Genomic DNA, 18,301 nt, shown 5'->3' with positions numbered 1-18,301 from the left:
TTAAATGAAATTAACCTCTCATTTAATCTTTTTTTATTGAAATATATTATTTGTTTCTTAGTTTTCTACCCTATCTATTCAATTATAACATTTGAAAAAACATAGTTCACACCAATTTAGAATAAAGAAATTAAATCTTATTCTTAAAAAAGAATGGTATTCTTTAGATGAGAATCACCAACTGTTTTATAAAATAGCGGTAGTTTAATATAGTGACATCTATTTATGTATACGACTAAAGCTATGATACACTGTCATTCATATCAAATACAAGATGAGGAGGAAATTAAAATGCATAGAAAGAATAAAATCTTATTTTCTGTCATTGTGTTTGGATTGCTGTTTAGTTTAGGACTTTTTAATTATTATGACAGCAGTATATGGGCAAAGAACGCTTTATTTGGTGATTATTTTAAAGTCTATTATATCATTAAAATTTTAATTAAGACTGCATTACCAATCTTAGCTATTTTTCTTTGCCATCGCATAGAAAGCAAGGATCAAGGGAATCAGCTGTTATTACCATTGACATTGGGTGGAATAATGATACTTTTAATTGCTTCAATTTTCTTTTTAAAGATTCCCTATACCTATTATTGGCTGGAAGGATATACGATTATCATAGCTTTTTGCCTGATTAATATCTATAAAAAAATATCTGTTAAATAAAGAGGCTGTAATATGTTGATTGCCTCTTTTTTAGTTAAATGGTTTGTTTGTTGATAAAAATATCAAAAATATGAAAATGGATTGAAATAAGTTTCAAATAAGAATAGACTGAAGATAGTAAGATCGTTTTAATAGCTGAACAAATAGATACAAGGAGGATAAACATAATGGGAAATAAACGTCCTAATTTATTATTATTTGTAAGTGATCATTTTCGCAGTGAAGCAGTACATCATTTAGGAAACGAAGCATCTGTTACCCCTAATATTGATGCGCTAATCGATGATGACGCGGTTTCTTTTTCAAATGCGTTCTGTCAAAATCCGGTCTGCGTCCCCAGCAGATGCAGCTTTTTATCCGGTAATTATCCGCATGTGAATGGTTTTCGTACAATGCATCATTTAATGTCTGCACAAGATGATAATTTGTTGAAGGAATTGAAAAAGAATGGCTATCATGTTTACTTTGGCGGTAAAAATGACGTCTTTAAAGAAGAGGTAGATTTATCTTTATATTGCGATGACCGCAGTGATGCTTATAGTGAATTAGGCTGTATTGCTCAGGGAGTGCCGATAAAAAAAGGCTATCGTTCAATTTTACAAGGAGTAACACAGCAGATGGCGATTGAAGCTGCGAATGCGAAAGAAGCTAGCCGGCATACACAAGATGGAAAGAATTATTATAGTTTTTATCAGGGAATTGTTGATGACACGAATCCTTTTGCAATAGGTTTTATGGGGGCGGAAGATGCACAAATAAAAGATGCTATTCATTATTTAGAAAATTATGAGGGTGATGCACCGTTATGCATGTATCTCTCATTAACCCTGCCGCATCCGTTTTATGCCTGTACAAAAGAGGACGATGCTGTCATCGATCAAGAAAAATTGTCACCAATGGTGACACTAACGCCATCGCAGGCAGCGTTAAAGCCAAGTATTATGAAGGGCATGCGGGAAAATTATCAGCTTTATCATTGGTCTAAGGAAGAATTGTTGGCAATCAAGAAAACCTATCTGGCAATGGTACATCATGTAGACGAGAACTTTGGCAAGGTGATAGAAGCATTTAGACAAAAGCAGGTTTATGATGCTACGGCTATATTTTTGTTCAGTGATCATGGAGATTATGCAGGAGATTATGGCATTGCGGAAATCAATCAGAATACCTTTGAAGATGTGCTGACAAAAGTTCCTTTGGTTATTAAGCCGCCTAAATCTATGGAGGTAAAACCTGGGATCCGTACTGCTTTAGTTGAACTTACAGATATTCCGCAAACGATCAGCGAAATTGCCATGATGCCTTTATCCTATCCGCAATTTGGAAGATCACTTTGCTCACAGTTTACTACAATCAAAGAGCATCGCCGCTATGTCCATTGTGAGGGTGGACGAAGAGAAGATGAAACACACTGCATGGATGGCGGGCATCCTAAAGACCATCTTTACTGGCCAAGAACTAGTGAACAAATGAAAATGCCACAACATACCAAAGCGGTCATGATACGCAGCCATAAGTATAAATACGTGAAACGTTTGTATGAGTTAGATGAGTTTTATGATTTAACGCTGGATCCTTTAGAATTAAATAATCAGATTCAGGAAGAACAATATCAAAAAATCATTACAGAAATGAAAGAAGAATTATTAAAGTTTATGATTGAAACCTGCGATCAGGTTCCCTATCATCGTGATGAACGTTAGTCTGATATTAAGAAAGCTTAGGGGCATCGACCAGATAAAGTGGGAGGAAATATCAAGCTAGTAGATGAAGAGGTATACTTTGCAGCAGGTGGATTGTTCAATTTGCATTTATGGATTTCAAACTGCAAGGTACTAAACGAAATATTTGCAGTACTTGATTAAACGTATTAAAACGAAATTAAAATGGATACCTATTAAGGTATCCATTTTACGCTATTATACGATGATAAAGCTTATCATTTTGTTTCAGTTGCTTCTTCAGGTAAAATATAATAATCGGTTTCATCTACATAAGCACGCTTCTTTTTAAGCTGTTCATGAACAAATTCACTTGTCATTGAATATAGCAATGCGGTCAGCGGCACAGCCACTAACATTCCAATCAGTCCAAAGAGACCACCGAAAATGATTAAAGATAACAATACATAGATACCCGAAATTCCCACTGATCCGCCAACCACACGAGGATAAATGACATTTCCTTCAAACTGCTGCAGGATTTGAAAATAGACAATGAACCAGATTGATTGAATCGGATTAATCGCAAAGATCAGCAAACAGCCAAATGCCATTCCAAACATCGCCCCAAACATTGGCACTAAACTTGTCAAAGCAACGATTGCTGAAATCAGTTCCGGGAATGGAAAACGGAAAATCAGCATTCCAATATAGCAGAGAACGCCTAAAATTACGGCTTCTACCAATTGTCCCCCAATAAATCCGGCAAAGATAGCATTGGCTTTTTTACCGATACGGAAAATATACTGAGCCGGGCGGTCTCTGAAAATCGCGACAATCACCTTTTTTAATTGAATGATATATTCTTCTTTTGAATTTAACAGATATAAGCTGATCATAAAGGCAGTAAACCAAGTTCCAAATGATCCGATGAAATTAACTGATGTATTAATCACACTGCTCGCGCCAACCCCCAGCCATTTCGCACTGTTTTTTAATATATCATCCCATCTTAAGGTATTTAAATATTGAACGATCTGTGATTTAGACGCATCATAATCAATATGGAAATATTCTAACACTTCATTGACATAGGTTACTGTATGCTGCAAATAAACGCTGAAATTGTTAAACAGCATGCCGAAGCTTTCAATCAATTTTGGAATAATGACACTGACGATTAAAGCACAAATAATAAAAGCAAACACCAATGTTAGAATAACAGCAATTCCCCTTGAACGCTTATGAATAAAAGAGTTCTCTTTGGTATGGGCGATGATGAACTGCTGAATCTTTTTCATTGGCAGATTTAAGACATAGGCAATCGCAATTCCGTAATACAGTGGCTTAAACAGCATGATCCAATACCACACCTTATTTAAAACCGCTGTGAAGTTGAAGATGACAGCCGCTAAAATAATTGTAAATGTCACCAGAATGACCCATGGTTTAATAATTTTCTTGATCGTTTGGTTATTCATTGTATTCCTCCCCTAGTTTTTCCATATTACCATTTTTCATTGACTAATTCAATTTATTTCATTATATTATCATTAGATAGAGGAGACAAGGATGAAGGGATATATTTTTGATTTAGATGGTACACTATTAGATTCACAATGGGTATGGAAAAGTTCAACAGTGGAGATTTTTGAAGAACTGAGACTGCCCGATGTGGATGAACTTTATTTAGAGATGCGTTCTTTTTCTTTGGAAGAAGCTAATGATTTCATCATTGAGCGTTTTCAATTACCGTATACTCGTGAAGAAATGATCGAGCGTGTGAGTGTGAAAGTAAAAGAAAAATATGATCATTTAGTAAAAGCAAAAGATGGTGTTTTAGAAAAGCTGAAAGCATTTCATGAAGCTAAAATTAAAATGGTCATTGCAACAGCGAGTGAAAAAGAGTTTATTTTAGGGTGTTTAGATCGTTTAGGGATTACAGACTTAATGGATCATATCATAACAACCAGTGAGTATAACACAAATAAAAAAGATGAAGCTGTGATTTATGATGCAGCCTGCAAGCTAATGCATTTAAATAAAGAAGAGGTGATTGTTTTTGAAGATGCCCTGCATGCAATTGAAACATTGAAGAAAAACGGGTATCGAGTATATGCGATCGAAGATGATGATGAAATCGATCATCGTCAGCAGATTCAGCAGCTGGCAGATCGATATATAAGAGATTGGAATGAATTTTGTTAGATTGTTTTTGAAATTGTACAATTATTGATAGATAATATATAAAAATACTAAAAATATTTAAATTTTTACTGATTGATGATATACTATCTCAAAAGAGGTGAGGATATGGAAACGTCAATCAGTACTTTTTTTAATAAAGCATTGCTTCATAACGATATAAAAAACCAGCTTTATAAAGACTATGATGTTAAAAAAGGATTGCGAAATGAAGATGGCACCGGCGTGTTAGTAGGACTGACAACAATTGCAGATGTTGTTGGGTATACGATGGCTGATGGTGTAAAAAAAGACTGCATCGGTGATCTTTATTATCGTGGTATCAGCATTAAGGATATTATAAACAATAAGGGCAGTCGTCTGATTTATGAGGAAGTTTGCTTTTTAATCTTATTTGGCTATTTGCCGAACGCTTTGGAACTGGAAGCTTTTACCTTTCAGCTTCGCTTGCGCTATCATTTGCCGGAGGATTTTCTGCAGTCACAGATTCTGCGCCATCCGGCTTCAAACTTAATGAATAAGCTTCAGCAGGATATATTGGCACTTTATGCCTATGATGAGCAGGCAGATGATGTCAGTCCGTTAAATACTTTGGAGCAGGGGCTAAATTTGCTGGCTCAGTTAATGAGCATTACGATTTATGATTATCATGTTAAGGTGCATCATTTTGATCATCAGAGTTTATATATTCATCATATTAAGGAAGACTACAGCATTGCCGAGAATATTTTATATTTACTAAGACCGGATCAATCATTTAGTAAAAATGAGGCAAGTGTCTTAGATACTTTACTAGTCTTGCATGCTGATCATGGTGGGGGAAATAATTCAACCTTTACGAATGTGGTTATCAGTTCTACCGGCACAGATATTTACTCTGCTTTTGCCGGGTCTGTCGGTTCATTGAAAGGTCCTCGTCACGGCGGAGCAAATTTAGCTGCCAGAAAGATGATGCTGGAAGTGATGAAGGAAATCGGAATGACGGATGATCACAAGCTCATTCGTAAAATGATTATCCGGATTTTAAATAAAGAGGCGAATGATCATTCCGGTTTAGTTTATGGCATGGGACACGCGATTTATACGTTGAGTGATCCAAGAAGCGAATTAATGGCAAAGGAATGCGAAAAACTGGCTATTGAAAAGGGACGTGTAGAAGAATATCGCTTTTATCGTCTGTTTGATCAGATCGCTGCGGAAACTATTAAAGAAATTAAGGGAACACAGGTCTGCAGTAATTTTGATTTTTACAGCGGACTGGTCTATGATATGCTGGGGATTCCGACGGATCTTTATCCATTACTTTTTGTTGTCAGCCGCAGTGTCGGCTGGTTGGCACACAATATAGAAAATAAACTATATGCCGATCGCATCATTCGTCCGGCAACGCAGTATGTAGGAAAAATAAAAAAATATATCGACATCTCTGAGCGCTAATGTGGTATCATTTAGATGAAATCAGAATAGGATAAATGGAAGGTGATAAAATGAGTTTTAAAAAGATAGCAGTAGAAGAATTAACTTGCAACCCATTTACCATGATTGGTAAAGAATGGATGCTGGTCACAGCCGGAAACGAAAAAAAAGGCTATAACACAATGACCGCTTCATGGGGCGGACTTGGAATTAATTGGAATAAGCCCGTTGCGACCATTTATATTCGACCACAGCGTTATACTAAGAAATTTCTTGATGAAGAGGAAACCTTTTCCCTTTGTGTATTTGATGAAGACTATAAAAAACAATTAGGTTATTTAGGAAGGGTCTCTGGAAAAGATGAAGATAAGATTCAAAAAGCCGGAATAACACCGCAGTTTATAGATGATACCACTTATTTTGCTGAGGCAAAGCTAGTATTAATTTGTAAAAAGCTGTATCAAGCTCCGATCTTACCGGAAGGATTTTTAGATAAAGACATTGATGCGAAGAACTATCCTCAAAAAGATTACCATGATCTTTATATTGCGGAAATTATTGATGTCTTAAAAAGAGATTAATTTCTCTTTTTTTATTGCCATACTAGAAGAAGGGAGGCGGAATATGCGATGTCGGTAATCATTGCTTTACTCTCTGCATTTTTTGCAGGTATTACTTCTATTTTAGTTAAGGTTGGGGTGCAAAAGGTAGATTCTTCTTTAGCGACAGCTTTAAGAACGATCATTGTTTTAATATGTAGCTGGCTGATGGTATTTGTTGTAGGTTCTTTTTCAACACTGCCTTCCCTTTCCTTGACATCTTTATTCTTTTTAATCCTATCCGGATTAACAACCGGTGCCTCTTGGATCTGTTACTTTAAAGCTTTGCAGTTAGGGGATATTAATAAGGTGGTTCCCATCGATAAATCAAGCACGATCTTAACGATGATATTAGCCTTTATCTTTTTGAAAGAACCACTGACTTTGCCAATGATATTAGGCATTCTTTTTATGGGAGTAGGAACTGCCTTGATGATTCAAAAAAAGGAAACCTCACAGACTGTAAAAAGCAAAGCTTGGCTTGGCTACGCTTTATTATCGGCTGTATTTGCCAGTGTGACCTCTATTTTAGGGAAAGTCGGAATAGAAAATGTCGAGTCTAATTTAGGAACGGCAATTCGTACGATTGTAGTGCTGATGATGGCATGGCTTATTGTTTTTATGCAGCATAAGCAAAGTCAAATAAAAGAAATTGATTGCCGAAGCTGGCTGTATCTGATCTTATCGGGAGTAACGACAGGATTATCTTGGCTTTGTTTCTATAAAGCTTTACAGATCGGTCAAGCCAGCATCGTTATTCCAATCGATAAACTCAGTATTTTAGTCAGCATCGGCTTTGCCTACTTTGTATTTAAAGAAAGACTTTCTAAAAAAGCTTTCTTAGGTTTGATTTTGATTGTTATAGGGACATTCACTTTATTGATAAAATAAAAAGCAGATCTGAGTCTTTTATGACGGATCTGCCTTTTTAATAATGTCTATACTTTTTATTTGGTGGTGCTTCCAAAACCGCCGTTTCGCAATGAAGCAGCATCATCATCGATAGTAATTCCGTATTCAATGAAGATTCCCTGCATAAAGCCCTCACCTTGTTTTAACACAACCGTTTTATCTTCGTTGGTATCATTAGTAATTTTAGAAAAAATATGCCCTTCATTATCGGAATAGAAATAGTCGCTGTCAATAATACCGACAGTATTATTTAGCTGCAAGCGATATTTAAAGCCTAAACCACTGCGCGGATAAAGCTTTAACACCCATTCATCCTTCATCTCCACACGAATTCCGGTAGGAATTTTAATCGTTTCCTGTGGTTTTAATTCAACGGTAATCGGCATAAAAAAATCATATCCGGCTGAACCGGTTGTAGCTCGCTTAGGCAATTTGATCTGCTGATAGATTTCTTCAACATCTCCGCCTAAGTCCCAGCCCTCTTTAAATTGTTCAAAACTAACTTTGTGAAATTGTGCAATTCTTTTCATAGTGACCTCCAATCATCATTATAGCATACAAAAAACTCACAGCAGTGAGTTTATTTTAATAACGCGGTTAATTCTGCAGCCCCTAAAATATAGAAAATCCAGCCAAATATATCAGGACGCAGGATTGCATTTAAAGCATAGACCCACATTTGCGGTTCTATTATAAGGGCGGGCAAGTATTGTAATCCAACCGCAATCGCAAAAATAAAGATTGGGGTTGCGATAATTGACAGTGCATACCCGATATAGCAGATCACTCGTACTTTCGGATTGACAAACGATGACGTCTTTTTAGCAACCTTGGCAATCAAAAATGCACTTAATAAATAAACGATTCCAAAGCGAACTGTCGTTCCTGATGTGATTGCTGCCTGAATAAACCCGCAGACAAGTGAAATTACCAGAATGCTCACAATGACAATTGCATACTGTGCAGGTGAAAGAAAGGCATCATTGTTGCTGCGGAAATACTGCATAGCTTCGCGACGCTCTTTTCGTTTTTGCATATCTTCTTTAAGTCCCATTTCATCACCACCTATGGCATCCATTATAGCATACTTTTTGATGAAGCACATCTATAACTCTTATACTTTGAAAAAATAATGAATTCTGATGACGAATCTGAGAAAATAAAGTATGATAACAATTAAGGAGATGGGAATATGGAAAAAATAGCGTTTATTGGTGTTGGGGTGATGGGTAAATCCATGGTAAGAAACCTCATGAAAAAAGGGTATGAGGTATCGATTTATACACGGACTAAAAGTAAGGTGGAAGATGTCATCCAAGAAGGAGCCGTATGGCATGATAATGTTGCCGGCTGCGTAAAAGATCAAGATATTATTATGAGCATGGTAGGCTATCCGTCAGATGTAGAAGAGATTTATTTTGCTGAAAACGGTATCTTGGCTCACGCAAAAACCGGGGCAGTCGTTATCGATTTCACTACCTCTTCACCGGCTTTGGCTCAAAAGATTTATAAAGCAGCTAAAGAAAAGGGAATCTCTGCTTTAGATGCACCGGTATCCGGCGGTGATGTAGGGGCACAAAAGGGAACCTTATCGATCATGGTTGGAGGAGATGAAGCTACTTACCAGCAGGTTCTGCCGATCCTATTGGTTTTAGGAACAACATTGAACTATACTGGAACAGCTGGGAACGGACAGCATACTAAAATGGCGAATCAGATTGCCTTGGGTGGAGCAATTGCGGGAGTATGTGAAGCCATGACGTATGCTGAGGCAAACGGATTAAATATTCAAAATATGCTGGATTGCATTTCATCAGGTGCGGCAGGCAGCTGGCAGATGAGCAATATGGCACCACGTATTCAAAAAGAGGATTTCGCTCCCGGATTCTTCATCAAGCATTATATTAAGGATTTAAAGATTGCTAAAGAGGAAGCCGGTTTAGCACACATTAATCTTCAGATTATGGAAGCCGTCCTTTCAATGTATCAGACATTGCAGGATGAGGGGTTAGGCGATTTAGGGACTCAGGCATTGATTAAATATTATGAAGAGAACCATTAACGATACGATTTAGTATCGTTTTTTCTCACTTCAAAATGTAAGATAGATCAGAAGATAAAAATAAAAAAACGCAATAAATGCGTTTAGAACCAAAGAATCAGACACCAGCCAACGAGTAATCCCAGCAGAGCACCGCAGAATACATCACTGAAATAATGGACATTCAGATAGATTCGAGAGACAGCGATGCCTAGACCGACAAGCAGGCTGAGAATGCCTAAAAATGGATTATAGTTTAAAATAATGATGACACAGGCGAATGATGACATCGTGTGTCCCGAAGGGAATGAATAATCTTTTGGCATTTTAATTTTTAGGGGAATGTTATGTATATGGCAGGGACGTTTCCTTTTGACGATCGGCTTAATCATTACCTGTCCTAAAAGTGTTGCAAAGATCAGAACCAAAAAGAGCTTTATCCCTTCTTGCCTTGGTGGTGCCCCATAATAAAAATAAGCAGTGACAAACAGCCAAAAATAACCGCAGTTTCCGATATAGGACATAAAGATCATAAAGCGATCCAGCCATTTTGGAAAGGTTTTCTGATTTAATTTTTGAAAGAGATATAAATCAAATGCCTGAATCTTTTTAATCATTTCTAGGCCCCCTAATAGTGTCCACATTATATCATATTTTATGATGGGCTGCCAGTATAATAAGAAACGAATCAGAAGGGGAAAATTGCTTGATTTGGTTGGTGCAAATCCATTGAGAAAAGTGAAAAAATAAGGTAAAGTGATAGACGTAGCGACAAAATGTTTCTACGTTTGAAAGATCAGATTTTTATTAAGGGTCCATCTTACATTTTTTTAGAATGATAAAAAAATTATAAAAGTGCAACTTTTATATTATTAGGTGGTAGAAATTTGTTTTATTAAAGAGTATAATAGATATAGTAACAATAAGGAGGACTATAAAAAATGGCAAAAAATTATGTGTCAATGGATGGGAACCAAGCTGCAGCTCATGTTGCGTATGCGTTTTCAGAAGTAGCAGCCATCTATCCAATTACACCTTCTTCACCAATGGCAGAACATGCGGAAGCATGGTCAGCACAAGGGAAGAAAAATATTTTTGGATCACAAGTGAATGTTATTGAAATGCAATCAGAAGCAGGGGCAGCCGGAGCTGTTCATGGGGCTTTGCAAGGAGGCGCTTTAGCAACGACTTTCACTGCATCTCAAGGATTATTGCTGATGATTCCAAACTTATATAAAGTCACTGGAGAATTATTACCGGGTGTATTCCACGTAGCGGCAAGAGCATTAGCTACACGTGCGTTAAATATCTTTGGAGATCATCAAGATATCTATGCATGCCGTCAAGTAGGAATGCCAATGATCTGTTCTCATTCAGTGCAGGAAGTTATGGACTTAGGGGGGATTGCCCACTTAACAGCTATTAAAGCTTCTGTACCTGTAATGCATTTCTTTGATGGATTCAGAACTTCTCATGAAATCCAAAAAATCGAAGTATTAGATTACGAAGTATTTGAAAATTTAATTGACAAAGAAGCTTTAGCTAAATTTAGAGAAAATGCTTTGAATCCACATACGAACCCAATTCAGCGTGGTGGGGCAGAAAACGACGATATCTACTTCCAAGGAAGAGAAGCTCAAAACGAACATTTTGACGCTGTTACTGAAATCGTTGTTGATTACATGAATAAAATTTCAGAAGTAACAGGAAGACATTATGCACCGTTTACTTATTACGGAGATCCAGAAGCAACTAAAGTTATTATTGCTATGGGATCTGTTACTGAAACAATTATTGATACAGTAGATGAAATGATGAAACGCGGTGAAAAAGTCGGGTTAGTAAAAGTTCATTTATATCGTCCATTCTCAGCTAAATATCTATTAAATGTTTTACCTAAGACAGTGAAAAAAGTCGCCGTATTAGACAGAACAAAAGAAATGGGTGCAACTGGAGAACCATTATACTTAGATGTTGTTTCTGTATTAAAAGATACAGATATCGAAGTGATCGGCGGACGTTACGGTATGGGATCTAAAGATACAAACCCTAAACATATCAACGCTGTTTACAGACATTTAGATAGTGAAAATCCATTCAATGGATTTACAATCGGTATCAAAGATGACATTACTCATTTATCATTAGATACAGATCCGAATTTTGAAGTAGAATCAGACTATACAGCTTGTTTATTCTATGGTTTAGGATCTGACGGTACTGTTTCAGCAAATAAGAACTCAATTAAGATCATCGGAGATAATACAGATCTTTATTCTCAAGCTTATTTTGCTTATGACAGTAAAAAAGCCGGTGGAGCAACTCGTTCTCATTTAAGATTCGGACATTCTCCAATCCGTGCGACTTATTATATTGATAATGCGGATTTTGTTTCTTGTTCAGTAGATAACTATGTATTAAAATATGATATGCTGAAATCTTTACGTAAAGGTGGAACATTCTTATTAAATACTGAATTCTCTAAAGAAGAAGTTGTGGATTATCTGCCAAATAAAATCAAAAAACAATTAGCAGAAAAGAACGCTAAGTTCTATATTATCAATGCTAACAAGATTGCTCATGAAATCGGTATGGGACGTAGAACAAATACCATTTTACAATCAGCATTCTTCGCATTGAATCCGCAGATTTTACCAATTGAAAAATCAATTGATTTAATGAAAGCAGCCGCTAAAAAATCATACAGCAAAAAAGGTGAAGAAATCGTTAAATTAAATTACATCGCCATCGATCAAGGTAAAGATGCAATTGAAGAAGTAGCGATTGATCCATCTTGGGCTGATTTAACAGTAAATACTACACGTACTCGTACAGGAGATGATCATTTTGATGATTTCGTTACTGTAATCAATGAATTAGATGGTTATGATCTTCCAGTTTCCAGCTTCATGGATAAATTAGACGGATCCATGAAATCTGGTATGGCATTAAAAGAAAAACGTGCTATCGCTACAGAAGTACCAACATGGATTAAAGAAAACTGTATCCAATGTAACAACTGTGTGATGGTATGTCCGCATGCGACAATCCGTGCATTCTTAGTAGATGATGAAGAAATGGCAAATGCTCCGGAAGATATTTCTAACGATGTATTAAAACCAATCGGAAGAGGTGTTGATGGATTAGTTTACCGTGTTCAAGTTTCACCAGACAGCTGTGTTGGCTGTGGTTTATGTGTGACTGAATGTCCAGGTAAAGGTGGTAAGAAAGCCTTAGAAATGGTAAGTGTTAAAGAAGAATTAAAACATGCACCATTAGCAGATTACATGTACAATAAAGTATCATATAAAGCAGATAAATACCCAACAACAACAGTTAAGGGTGTTGGTTTCATGAAACCATACTTCGAAGTATCTGGTGCTTGCGGTGGATGTGGGGAAACTCCATATTATCGTTTAGCTTCTCAGTTATTCGGTTCAGACATGCTGATTGCTAATGCAACAGGATGTAGTTCAATCTATGCAGGTTCTACACCATCTACACCAATGGTTATTGACGACAACGGACAAGGACCAGCTTGGGCAAACTCATTATTCGAAGATAATGCGGAATTTGGATTTGGTATGAAATTAGCTGCCAACTACAAAACAAAACATATTTTAGAAGTAATTGAAGCAACTAAAGATGAAGTTGAACCGGAATTAAAAGAAGTATTCAATAAATATATTGAAGTTAAAGGAAATAAAGCAGAAGAAAAAGCATTATACAATGATATGATCGCTTTGATCGAAGCTTCAAAATGTGAAGCTGTAAAAGATCTCTTAAATTATAAAGGAGATATCGTTACAAAATCACAATGGATCGTTGGTGGAGACGGATGGGCTTATGATATCGGATACGGTGGAGTTGACCATGTATTAGCAAATGATCAAAACGTCAACATCTTAGTATTAGATACTGAAGTATATTCTAATACAGGTGGACAGTCTTCTAAATCATCTCAAGCAGGTTCTATTGCGAAGTTTACAGCTGGCGGTAAAGCAGTAGCTAAGAAAGATTTAGCACAAATTGCTATGGCATATGGACATGTTTATGTAGCTCAAGTGGCTATGGGAGCAAATCCAATGCAGACAATCAAAGCATTCAAAGAAGCAGAAGCATATGATGGACCATCATTAATCATCGCTTATTCTCCATGTGCTGAACATGGTATCAAAGGCGGATTGGCTAACCATCAGCAGCAAGAAAAACGTGCTGTTGAATGTGGATACTTCAACTTATTGAGATATGATCCAAGATTAGAAGATGAAGGAAAGAACCCATTACAAATCGATTCTAAAGAACCTGATTTCACTGGATTCCAAGACTTCTTACTATCTGAAAACAGATTCTCTCAATTAATGAAAGTAAATCCTGATCATGCAAAACAATTAATGGAAAAATGTGAAGCTGACGCTAAAAAACGTCGTGCACGTTTAGACAGAATGATGTAATCAAGAGACCGAAAGGTCTCTTTTTTGTTTATTGCTTATTAAAGCTTTATTAACACTATAAAAATTACAGTAAAAAGAAAAGCGCCCCTGTTAAACTGAGTTAAGAGGAGCGCAATAACAGATGAAAAATCGGATGTGTATTTAATCAGGAGTGATATATTTTTAGAAATGAATAGTAAGTATTCTGTTATACCAAATAGATAGACCTATCGAATAAAGGCAGGTCTTTTGTGTATGAAAAAACACAACATAATAACGATTATGTTGTGAAACTTTATTTGTATTATACTGTTTTTATCGTTTATTTTCAATATATTCCGCATTTTAACAATATTTTTCTTTGGAAATATCGGAGAATTAGAAAAACAAGTAAATAATCTTCATGAATTTCTCGTATTATACCACATAATCGTTATTATGTTATTATTTTTCTTAAAATACTAGAAAGAATAGGGGAGAATATAAGGAATGAAAAAGAAAATCACTTTCGTATTTATGGGATTGGTGTTATTGTTAAGCCTCGTTATCTTACCAAAGCAAAATCCAGTACAGGCGGTAAATGTAGGAGAAGAAAAAAGCAGTCCTGCTGCCAGCAATGATGCGTATTGGGACGGTGTTACAAAGGATGTCAGCTGGTATAATGTTTATTCAGCGGAATTCACTTTACATACAGCGGCGCAGTTTGCCGGGCTGATGCAGTTGGTCAATACCAATGCTTACAGTTTTTTGTCCATTAATACCGGTGAAAGACAGGTGGTTAAGTTAGAGCAGGATTTGTATCTAAATTCGGATGAATTACCGACTCAAAACGTATGGACACCAGTCGGGATGGGCAATATGATTGGATTTGAAGGAATTTTAGACGGTCAGGGACATACTATTCATAATTTATATCTTAATGATGCTAATCCATATGTGGAATATCAAGGGTTAATTGGTTGGTTAAATAAAGAGGGAGAAGTTCGTAATCTGACAGTCAATGGAACGGTAGTTTCAGGAGGAAATGTAAGTCGTGCCATTTTAGTCGGATATAACAGGGGGGCAGTTAAAAACTGTACGGTCAAGGGATCCCTTGTCAATACTACGGCAAAATCCACTACTGCAGGGGTGGTGGGGTATAATGAGGGAACGATTGAATCTTGTATTAATTATGCCTCAGTGACCTCTAATGGACAGATGTTAGGTGGGATTGCTGGATATACAAAAGAAAATACAACGATTTTAAATTGTGATAATTATGGAGCGATTGAAGGAGGGGCCAATTATTTCGGAGGTGTGATCGGAGACAGCACAGGAACTTCTTTAAAAAACTGCAATAATTATGGAACTGTATCCGGAACGGGAAATTATGCAGGAGGGATTGTAGGGTATGCTACATCAGGACTTACGATTTCTAATTGTACAAATGCAAATGACATCAAGGTAAATGGCTTTTATATCGGCGGAATAGCCGGAACTTCCTTAACAAATGTGGTTATCACAGACTGTATAAACGAGAATACTATCGATGGAAAGAAATATGTCGCCGGAGTATCAGGCTATACGAAAGGATCCCTTCAAAATTGTGTGAACTCAGGTCTTATTATTGGAACGGATCAATCTGTTGGGGGAATTGCGGGATATGCCACAGGGGCTATCACTCTTTCTAATTGTCACAATAAAAATGAAGTAAACTCAAGTAATTCTTATGTTGGAGGGATTGTTGGGACATCTTCGGATAATGTGGTGGTTTCGGATTGTACAAATGGTGGCTTAATTATTGGCGATAGTTATGTGGCAGGAATTGTAGGGTATTCTAAGGGCATGATTCAAAATTGTTTCAATTTTGGGACTGTTGATGCATTCAACCAATCGGTCGGGGGTATTTCTGGCTATTCTTTTGGAGCCATTACTCAATGTCAAAACGAAGGAATGATCGGTGGCAGCTTGTTTGTTGGTGGTATTGCCGGAGTCAGTGGCAAAAACAGCCGGGTAGATCAATGTACGAACAAAGGAAATATTACTGGTGAACGTTCGATTGGCGGAATCGTTGGAACTCAGTCCGAGAATGCGTTTTTAACCAATAGTAAAAATCTAGGAAATGTTGATGGAAAAAAGACACTTGGCGGTATCGTTGGGGCTCAAAGCGGAATGGTGAGCCAATGTCATAACGAAGGACAGATCAGTGGCAGTGAACAGATATTCGGTGGTATCAGTGGATCTACAATGGAGACAGCACGGATTGAAAAATCAGATAACAGCGGACGGATTATTGGAAGAAGCAACAATGGCGGATTAGTAGGATCTAACCGAGGAACCATCATACAAAGCTATAATACGGGAATCGTTAATGGAAATATGACATTTGGAGGTATTGCCGCTTGGAACTACGGAACGATTCAAAGCTGTTATCATATTGGAACTTTGGTGAGTGATGGATTAAAAGAGGATATCAGAGCGGGCGGAATCGCAGGGATCAATTTATCAGAAATCAGAGATTGTTATGTAAGCGGACGTTTTGAAATGGAAAATGCGTTGGGAAATGGACAGGTTGGCGGTATTGTCGGAAATACAACGTATCAATTTTTAGGAGCTGATGATGGCAGTGGTACTGCCTATACATCGAAAGAAGAATACTGCTATTATAATCAAGATTTAATTCAAAAAGAACCGCAGACAGCAGTTGGTGCATTATATTCAGATATGAATACCATCACTCCTGTAGAGGATCAGCCTTTTGTCAAAGGATTGCGTACAAGACAGATGGCTGGTGGAGATGCCTTGAATCATATGACCTTCTCTGATCCTTCTATTTGGTCCATCTATCAAGGTGAAGACAGCAATAAATTTTATTTTCCGCAATTTGGGTATTTAACCCCATCTTTATCTGATGATTTTCCTAGTCAGACATATCATCATCTGACGTATAAGCAAGGGAATGATTATCATATCTTCATTATCGAGGAATCGGACATAGAGGGACTGATTATTGAAGGAAATCACTGCCAATTTAAAGTCACTCCGAAAAATGGCTATATTCAAGATAATCTTACAGTCAAAGTGAATGGTACAGTTTATCAAGGAGAGGGTGAAAAAAGAGATCTTTATACACTTTACAATGTTCAAAACGATCTCAATATAGAAGTTTTAGTCAATCCATTAATACCAACAGTAACTTTTCCGACTTCAATAGAGCTGGAATGGGGAAAAACATTGGCACAGGGACAGTTGTCAGGGAATGTTGGGGACGGCTATTTTGTCTTTGCTGATCCTAACTTTGTTCCAACCGCTTCGGGATATTTTAAAATGCTGTTCATTCCTAAAAATACAACTATTTATGAACAAGTTGAAGCGAATGTTTATGTCACCGTTTCACAGCAACCAGATACAGGAAATAAACCGGAAGAGGAAAAACCAAACGAAAATGAACCAAGTGAGTCGCTTCCTCCGGAAAAAGTACCTGAGCAAAATGCGGATCAGTCAGTATCACAAGATCCTATAGAAAAATCAGATGAACAGGTGAATACTGCGGATCCAACTCCATTATTATCATTAGCAGCATGGCTGACATGTAGTTTACTAGGACTCATTTTAATCAGGGAAAAGAAAATAAGAACCGTGAAATAACGGTTCTTTTCATTAACGAAGTAAATACCACGTGCTATGCGCGTGGTAAGATTTTAGCTTTAGCGTTGTGAAAAAACCTCCAATGATATAATAGTATTTGGCCTGGCAGCTAAATATTAAAATACAGAGGAGGGAGTCTAATGAAAGACACAAACAGTTTATCACATACATCATATAGATGTAAATATCACATTGTTATAGTACCAAAATATAGAAGGATAATTATATATAATAAATTGAAGAGAGATATTGTACAAATATTGACACTCTTAATCAATAGGAAACCCGATGTTAAATTAATAGAGGGAGAAGCATGTCCAGATCATATACATATGCTTTTAGAAATACCACCGAAATATGCAGTATCGGATTTTATGGGATATTTAAAAAGCAAATCAACATTAATGATATTTGATCGACATGCAAATTTAAAGTATAAGTATGGAAGTCGACATTTTTGGGCGAAAGGCTATTTCTGTGATACAGTAGGAAAGAACGAGAAAGTAATAAGAGAATATATCCAAACACAATTGCAGGAAGATAAAGTATATGATCAAATGAGTATGAAAGAATTTATAGACCCGTTTACGGGTGAGCCGGTAAAAAGGGGCAAAAAAGAAAAGCCCTTTAAGGGCTAGCCAGTAAAGGCGTTGCGGCTGTCAGGCTTCAATATATGAAATATAGCGCAACAGAATGCCCTTATAGGGCGCGAGCATACCACGTCTTTTAGGCGTGGTT

14 protein-coding genes are annotated in these 18,301 nt (G+C 36.8%); 10 read left to right on the top strand and 4 right to left on the bottom strand.

Annotated elements, in window-relative coordinates:
- Nucleotides 1-291: 291 nt before the first annotated feature.
- Both ACLRVU_RS08475 and ACLRVU_RS08470 read left to right on the top strand, forming a co-directional pair.
- Nucleotides 292-669 (top strand): hypothetical protein, encoded by a 378-nt coding sequence (locus ACLRVU_RS08475; RefSeq protein ID WP_412891534.1) that lies wholly within the window; start codon nucleotides 292-294, stop codon nucleotides 667-669.
- A gap of 167 nt (nucleotides 670-836) precedes the next feature.
- On the top strand, nucleotides 837-2,372 hold the full coding sequence (locus ACLRVU_RS08470) for a sulfatase-like hydrolase/transferase (RefSeq protein ID WP_412891533.1): 1,536 nt from the start codon (nucleotides 837-839) through the stop codon (nucleotides 2,370-2,372).
- Between the two features lie 236 nt (nucleotides 2,373-2,608).
- Here the strand turns inward: ACLRVU_RS08470 and ACLRVU_RS08465 are convergent, their stop codons facing one another.
- Nucleotides 2,609-3,811 (bottom strand): AI-2E family transporter, encoded by a 1,203-nt coding sequence (locus ACLRVU_RS08465; RefSeq protein WP_412891532.1) that lies wholly within the window; start codon nucleotides 3,809-3,811, stop codon nucleotides 2,609-2,611.
- A 91-nt stretch (nucleotides 3,812-3,902) separates the two neighbouring features.
- Here ACLRVU_RS08465 and ACLRVU_RS08460 point away from each other — a divergent pair, with 91 nt between their 5' ends.
- From ACLRVU_RS08460 to ACLRVU_RS08445, 4 genes are all read left to right on the top strand, one after another.
- A complete protein-coding gene (locus ACLRVU_RS08460) occupies nucleotides 3,903-4,538 on the top strand; it encodes an HAD family hydrolase (protein ID WP_412891531.1) in 636 nt (211 codons plus the stop codon).
- A gap of 105 nt (nucleotides 4,539-4,643) precedes the next feature.
- The gene (locus ACLRVU_RS08455; RefSeq protein ID WP_412891530.1) at nucleotides 4,644-5,972 is read left to right on the top strand and encodes a citrate synthase; all 1,329 of its coding nucleotides are present in this window, start codon (nucleotides 4,644-4,646) and stop codon (nucleotides 5,970-5,972) included.
- Nucleotides 5,973-6,022: 50 nt separating this feature from the next.
- Nucleotides 6,023-6,532, top strand: a complete 510-nt coding sequence (locus ACLRVU_RS08450; RefSeq protein ID WP_412891529.1) for a flavin reductase family protein — start codon at nucleotides 6,023-6,025, stop codon at nucleotides 6,530-6,532.
- 48 nt (nucleotides 6,533-6,580) lie between these two features.
- Nucleotides 6,581-7,441, top strand: coding sequence for an EamA family transporter (locus ACLRVU_RS08445; RefSeq protein ID WP_412891528.1), 861 nt, complete (start codon nucleotides 6,581-6,583; stop codon nucleotides 7,439-7,441).
- Between the two features lie 56 nt (nucleotides 7,442-7,497).
- Here ACLRVU_RS08445 and ACLRVU_RS08440 read toward each other — a convergent pair whose 3' ends face one another.
- Together ACLRVU_RS08440 and ACLRVU_RS08435 are read right to left on the bottom strand one after the other, a co-directional pair.
- Complete coding sequence (locus ACLRVU_RS08440) at nucleotides 7,498-7,992, bottom strand: deoxyuridine 5'-triphosphate nucleotidohydrolase (protein ID WP_412891527.1); 495 nt, start codon at nucleotides 7,990-7,992, stop codon at nucleotides 7,498-7,500.
- Between the two features lie 50 nt (nucleotides 7,993-8,042).
- Nucleotides 8,043-8,516: a hypothetical protein gene (locus ACLRVU_RS08435; RefSeq protein WP_412891526.1), complete on the bottom strand. Its 474-nt coding sequence runs from the start codon at nucleotides 8,514-8,516 to the stop codon at nucleotides 8,043-8,045.
- A gap of 138 nt (nucleotides 8,517-8,654) precedes the next feature.
- Here ACLRVU_RS08435 and ACLRVU_RS08430 point away from each other — a divergent pair, with 138 nt between their 5' ends.
- Nucleotides 8,655-9,524: an NAD(P)-dependent oxidoreductase gene (locus ACLRVU_RS08430; RefSeq protein WP_412891525.1), complete on the top strand. Its 870-nt coding sequence runs from the start codon at nucleotides 8,655-8,657 to the stop codon at nucleotides 9,522-9,524.
- 83 nt (nucleotides 9,525-9,607) lie between these two features.
- Here ACLRVU_RS08430 and ACLRVU_RS08425 read toward each other — a convergent pair whose 3' ends face one another.
- Nucleotides 9,608-10,120 carry a phosphatase PAP2 family protein gene (locus ACLRVU_RS08425; RefSeq protein ID WP_412891524.1) on the bottom strand — a complete coding sequence of 171 codons (513 nt, stop codon included), beginning with the start codon at nucleotides 10,118-10,120 and terminating at the stop codon, nucleotides 9,608-9,610.
- A gap of 324 nt (nucleotides 10,121-10,444) precedes the next feature.
- Here ACLRVU_RS08425 and nifJ point away from each other — a divergent pair, with 324 nt between their 5' ends.
- The 3 genes from nifJ (at nucleotide 10,445) to tnpA (ending at nucleotide 18,201) form a co-directional block, all read left to right on the top strand.
- Entirely contained in the window at nucleotides 10,445-13,957 is a 3,513-nt protein-coding gene (gene nifJ, locus ACLRVU_RS08420; protein ID WP_412891523.1) for a pyruvate:ferredoxin (flavodoxin) oxidoreductase, read from the top strand.
- A 468-nt stretch (nucleotides 13,958-14,425) separates the two neighbouring features.
- Nucleotides 14,426-17,563 carry a hypothetical protein gene (locus ACLRVU_RS08415; RefSeq protein WP_412891522.1) on the top strand — a complete coding sequence of 1,046 codons (3,138 nt, stop codon included), beginning with the start codon at nucleotides 14,426-14,428 and terminating at the stop codon, nucleotides 17,561-17,563.
- A 140-nt stretch (nucleotides 17,564-17,703) separates the two neighbouring features.
- Nucleotides 17,704-18,201: an IS200/IS605 family transposase gene (gene tnpA / locus ACLRVU_RS08410; protein ID WP_412891521.1), complete on the top strand. Its 498-nt coding sequence runs from the start codon at nucleotides 17,704-17,706 to the stop codon at nucleotides 18,199-18,201.
- The last annotated feature ends 100 nt before the right edge of the window (nucleotides 18,202-18,301 follow it).

The organism is Beduini sp., assembly GCF_047239305.1.
Taxonomy (GTDB): domain Bacteria; phylum Bacillota_I; class Bacilli_A; order Erysipelotrichales; family Coprobacillaceae; genus Beduini.
This window is presented reverse-complemented; position numbering and strand designations above follow the sequence as displayed.

Coding starts and splice junctions, on each gene's coding strand:
- ACLRVU_RS08475 (WP_412891534.1), top strand. CDS start 292: ATGCATAGAAAGAATAAAATCTTATTTTCTGTCATTGTGTTTGGATTG.
- ACLRVU_RS08470 (WP_412891533.1), top strand. CDS start 837: ATGGGAAATAAACGTCCTAATTTATTATTATTTGTAAGTGATCATTTT.
- ACLRVU_RS08465 (WP_412891532.1), bottom strand. CDS start 3,811: ATGAATAACCAAACGATCAAGAAAATTATTAAACCATGGGTCATTCTG.
- ACLRVU_RS08460 (WP_412891531.1), top strand. CDS start 3,903: ATGAAGGGATATATTTTTGATTTAGATGGTACACTATTAGATTCACAA.
- ACLRVU_RS08455 (WP_412891530.1), top strand. CDS start 4,644: ATGGAAACGTCAATCAGTACTTTTTTTAATAAAGCATTGCTTCATAAC.
- ACLRVU_RS08450 (WP_412891529.1), top strand. CDS start 6,023: ATGAGTTTTAAAAAGATAGCAGTAGAAGAATTAACTTGCAACCCATTT.
- ACLRVU_RS08445 (WP_412891528.1), top strand. CDS start 6,581: ATGTCGGTAATCATTGCTTTACTCTCTGCATTTTTTGCAGGTATTACT.
- ACLRVU_RS08440 (WP_412891527.1), bottom strand. CDS start 7,992: ATGAAAAGAATTGCACAATTTCACAAAGTTAGTTTTGAACAATTTAAA.
- ACLRVU_RS08435 (WP_412891526.1), bottom strand. CDS start 8,516: ATGGGACTTAAAGAAGATATGCAAAAACGAAAAGAGCGTCGCGAAGCT.
- ACLRVU_RS08430 (WP_412891525.1), top strand. CDS start 8,655: ATGGAAAAAATAGCGTTTATTGGTGTTGGGGTGATGGGTAAATCCATG.
- ACLRVU_RS08425 (WP_412891524.1), bottom strand. CDS start 10,120: ATGATTAAAAAGATTCAGGCATTTGATTTATATCTCTTTCAAAAATTA.
- nifJ (WP_412891523.1), top strand. CDS start 10,445: ATGGCAAAAAATTATGTGTCAATGGATGGGAACCAAGCTGCAGCTCAT.
- ACLRVU_RS08415 (WP_412891522.1), top strand. CDS start 14,426: ATGAAAAAGAAAATCACTTTCGTATTTATGGGATTGGTGTTATTGTTA.
- tnpA (WP_412891521.1), top strand. CDS start 17,704: ATGAAAGACACAAACAGTTTATCACATACATCATATAGATGTAAATAT.